Genomic DNA, 3,984 nt, shown 5'->3' on the forward strand with positions numbered 1-3,984 from the left:
ATGGCGAGTCTTTCGCAGAGTCTGTCATTCGTGAAATCTATGAAGAAACAGGATTGACGATCCAAAATCCTCAACTTGTCGGCATTAAAAATTGGCCACTAGATACAGGTAGGCGCTATATTGTCGTTTGTTATAAGGCGACTGAGTTCTCTGGGACCCTTCGCTCTTCAGATGAAGGAGAAGTTTCTTGGGTGCAAAAAGACCAGATTCCAAACTTGGATCTGGCCTATGATATGTTACCCTTGATGGAAAGGATGGAAGCTCCGGACAAGTCTGAATTTTTCTATCCTCGCCGTACAGAAGACGTTTGGGAAAAGAAAATTTTCTAATCCTTTACCAAATAACCGAGCCGATCCAAGGCCTCCTCTATATAGTGGAGATCTTGTTGTGTTTCGGCTTCGACTAGGTGGTAATGGATGCCATCTGTCAATTCAGATAAAGGTCTAAAATCAGAATGCTCAACTTGTTCTAGAAAATGTTGCACATCTCTGCGACAAGACAGTTTCAGCAAGGTTTCAATTTCTCCATAAACAGGATGGTCAATCAAGGTGTTTTGAACACGTCCACCATTATCTACGATAGCGAGGAGTTCTTGACCGATTTCTTCAACTTCATGTTTCACTTTAAAAAGTTTATGAACATAAGGGTTAGTATCAATTTGCTTATAGACGTAGCCACGATTGGTGGATAGGATAGGAGCGCCATCGGCTCTCAAAATTGCAATATCCTGTACAATGACCTGACGCGTGACATGAAAATGTTCAGCCAAACTTTGACCATTGAGGGCTTTAGGAGCTTCTTTCAAGACTTGGAGCAGGGCTTGTTTGCGATCTTTTGTCATAGTTTTTCCTCTTAACGGCGTTTTCGAAGCACTTTATAGACAGCTAGTGCTAATGTATAGTCTACCATACTATGGATAATTGTGCCAAATCCAACTAGTACAAATAGAACATAAAACATATTTTCTACATTGGTACCAGAAGTTGCGTAAAAAAGGACACAGGCTAATACTTCAGCAAGGGCATGAATGACAGCCAAAACAAAGTTGAAAATCCAAGAAGATTTTGGTTTATCTAGGGTATCGGGAAATTTTTGTAGGTAAAGAGCTCCTAGAGTTCCAAAAAAGATATGGGAAAAAGCTCGAAATACGATAACCATGGGATATCCAGCCATCAAAAATCCAAAACTAGAGGCTAGTATGACAAAAATTGCCATTAAGGGCGACAAGAACATGGCTATAAAAATAGTAATGTGACTTCCTAAAGTGTAAGAAGCAGGTGGAATGACAATCTTGAAAGGCATAACAATCGGAATCAAAATTGCAATAGCTGTTAATAGGGCTGTCATTGTCATAAATTGTGTCTTTTTCCGTGTATTCATAAGAATCTCCTTTTTATCTGTATATACACTAGTATAGTACAATAAAGAAGACAATAAAGCAAGGATTTACTTAGGTTTATAGGTCATTTTTAGTTAGATATTGGTAAAGATTTCACTAAAAAGAAACTACCTCAAACAAAATCTCCACCTTCAGGTTTGAAAGTGGAGATTGTTTTTATTTTTTTAAAGTCTGTAGTCGTGGAACAATGGCTAGGGTTAGAACTGCAGAAATAACTAATTCGGCAATTGAATTTGTTGAGATAACAGTTGCTAGGAGTTTTTGGATATTACCATCAAAAACATTTCCAAAAAGGTAGAAAATTCCACCAAGGACAAAGACAGTATTTGTCAAGGAACCAAGGGCACCAGCTAGAATCAGACCAGTCTTATTTTTCATCAGCTTATAGACTAAGTAAGGAGTCAAACCAATCAAAATACGTGGGACAATGGCAATGATAGCTGAGTAGATGTTCCCATTTGGTACGAAAGGAGAGAAGAGGTAGCTGGTTGGCAGAATCGTAATTGTGTTAACCGTCAAGCTAAGTAGCCCCATCAAAAATCCAAGTGTAACCCCAACGCGTGGACCGTAGATAATGCTGGCAATAATGACAGGAATATGAACGATGGTCGGTTTGATTGGGAATGGAAAAAGGTTAAAGATAAGTGAGCTTAGAAAATGAATCACAAGCATGGTTGCAAAGAAGATAGCAATGGGCGCAATATTAGATCGTTTTTTCATCGAGAGTTTCCTTTATTCTTTCTAAAATAATTGTGAGGTCGGCTAAAGCTCCTCGTCCATGGTCTCCACAAGCTAGTAGGGATTCCTTAGGAGCAATCAGCTGATAGCCGTAGGTTTCTAATGTTTTCAGATTAGCCTGAGTTGCTGGATGTTCATACATCTTTGTATTCATAGCAGGTGCGATGAGTTTGGGAATATGACTTGGCAAGGCTAGAGCAATACAAGTTACCATGTTGTCCGCAAAGCCGTGGGCTAGTTTTGCAATAGTGTTAGCTGTTGCAGGGGCCACGATAAATAAATCTGCTTTTTTTCCAAGTTCGATATGATTGACTTGATCAGGATAGGGTTCCTTCATGACATCTAGGTGGACAGGATTCTGTGATAAGACCTGTAGTGTCAATGGTTGGATAAACTCTGTAGCAGCCTGGGTCATTAAAACAGTGACTTGATGACCTTGTTTTTTTAGAGAACTGACTAAATCTGCCGACTTGTAAGAGGCGATAGACCCCGTTACAGCCAAGAGAATATGTGCCATAGCTTTCCTTTCTATGAATGGTAGGCTTGAATTTTTTCAAGGAGGAGTTTTGCAATTTCTTCTTTAGTCTGGACTGTTTGAAGCTGATCTTTCTCAACAAAGATTGCACGATGCTGGTTTGCTGAAATTTGAGTCAGGTCATTTGCGATAATCAAGTCTGCTTGGTTATTGATAAGACTTTTTCTAGCAATGTCAACCAGATGGTCTTCGGTAACATCAACCAGCAGTTTGAAACCAATCAGATGAATAGCAGGATTCCATTCCTTGATTAGAGAGATGATTTTTGGTGTTTTTTTCAGGAATAAAACCTGAATCTCATCAGTCGAAGAAATCTTAGCTTGATGATTTTGCTTGCTTAAAAATTCTTCCAAATTGGAGCTAGCCTGAACTTCCTCAAGCCCTGTCATATAAACAGGAGTGTAGTCAGAAACAGCCATTGAGTGAATCAAGACCTGATAATCCTTAACACGTTCTTGCATTTCAAGAAGAAGGTCGTTTGTATTGTTAATTTCTTGAATGCTTAGGTTGGGATGGGCTTCTGGCTTTAGAGCTCGTTTTGTTGTTATCAAACAAACTTCATGCCCTGCAGCAAGCAAGGTTTCTGTTATGATTTTCCCCAAGAGTCCTGTAGAATGGTTAGTGATAGAGCGGACGCTATCGATAGCTTCACTGGTACCGCCCGATGTAACTAAAATTTTCATAGCACTATTGTACACAAAAATAAACGGTAAGTAAAATGAAAGTGATAAAATTTCGGTAAAAGAAAAGAATATAGTTTCAAACTATAAAGCCATATAAAATTTAAGAAAGGGCTCTAAAAACCTTAAAATAAGCGATATTTACGAACGTTTAGAGAGTTTAAGGATGTTAAAAATCTTGTTTTGTGTTATAATGAATTATCATATAAGAGGTTAGAGGAGTTTTGAATGAAAACAGATATTGAAATCGCACAGAGTATTGAGCTAAAGCCAATCGTTGATGTTGTAGAGAAACTTGGTATTTCTTACGACGATTTGGAGTTGTATGGAAAGTACAAGGCTAAGCTCAGCTTTGATAAAATTCGTGCAGTTGAGAGCAATCCAGTTGGAAAATTGATTCTGGTTACTGCCATCAACCCAACACCTGCAGGTGAAGGAAAATCAACTATTACCATTGGTCTGGCGGATGCCTTGAACAAGATTGGCAAGAAAACCATGATTGCTATTCGCGAACCATCTCTTGGTCCAGTAATGGGAATTAAGGGTGGTGCGGCAGGTGGTGGTTATGCCCAAGTTCTGCCAATGGAAGATATTAATCTCCACTTCACTGGAGACATGCATGCCATTACAAC

The 3,984-nt window shown here is 39.0% G+C and carries 7 protein-coding genes; 2 read left to right on the forward strand and 5 right to left on the reverse strand.

The genetic code is table 11. The features are described 5' to 3' along the window. Nucleotides 1–329 (forward strand): 8-oxo-dGTP diphosphatase (locus QZ359_RS00505; protein WP_293951770.1); only part of this gene is annotated, 329 nt, incomplete at its 5' end. Here the strand turns inward: QZ359_RS00505 and QZ359_RS00510 are convergent. The 5 genes from QZ359_RS00510 to coaB form a co-directional block, all read right to left on the reverse strand. Further along, on the reverse strand, nucleotides 326–841 hold the full coding sequence (locus tag QZ359_RS00510; protein ID WP_261025307.1) for a transcription repressor NadR: 516 nt from the start codon (nucleotides 839–841) through the stop codon (nucleotides 326–328). The two genes, QZ359_RS00505 and QZ359_RS00510, sit on opposite strands and share 4 nt — an antisense overlap. A gap of 11 nt (nucleotides 842–852) precedes the next feature. Further along, complete coding sequence (locus QZ359_RS00515) at nucleotides 853–1,380, reverse strand: ECF transporter S component (protein ID WP_261025306.1); 528 nt, start codon at nucleotides 1,378–1,380, stop codon at nucleotides 853–855. A 175-nt stretch (nucleotides 1,381–1,555) separates the two neighbouring features. Further along, nucleotides 1,556–2,119 carry an ECF transporter S component gene (locus tag QZ359_RS00520; RefSeq protein WP_000747412.1) on the reverse strand — a complete coding sequence of 188 codons (564 nt, stop codon included), beginning with the start codon at nucleotides 2,117–2,119 and terminating at the stop codon, nucleotides 1,556–1,558. After that, nucleotides 2,103–2,654 carry a phosphopantothenoylcysteine decarboxylase gene (gene coaC / locus QZ359_RS00525; protein WP_261074959.1) on the reverse strand — a complete coding sequence of 184 codons (552 nt, stop codon included), beginning with the start codon at nucleotides 2,652–2,654 and terminating at the stop codon, nucleotides 2,103–2,105. Before coaC ends, QZ359_RS00520 begins: the two co-directional genes overlap by 17 nt. Nucleotides 2,655–2,665: 11 nt before the next feature. Beyond that, entirely contained in the window at nucleotides 2,666–3,355 is a 690-nt protein-coding gene (coaB, locus tag QZ359_RS00530; protein ID WP_293951811.1) for a phosphopantothenate--cysteine ligase, read from the reverse strand. A 225-nt stretch (nucleotides 3,356–3,580) separates the two neighbouring features. On the opposite strand from coaB, the gene QZ359_RS00535 reads away from it, so the two are divergent. Continuing rightward, nucleotides 3,581–3,984 (forward strand): formate--tetrahydrofolate ligase (locus tag QZ359_RS00535; RefSeq protein WP_293951813.1); only part of this gene is annotated, 404 nt, incomplete at its 3' end.

Source organism: Streptococcus sp., assembly GCF_019414905.1.
In the GTDB taxonomy this organism is placed as follows: domain Bacteria; phylum Bacillota; class Bacilli; order Lactobacillales; family Streptococcaceae; genus Streptococcus.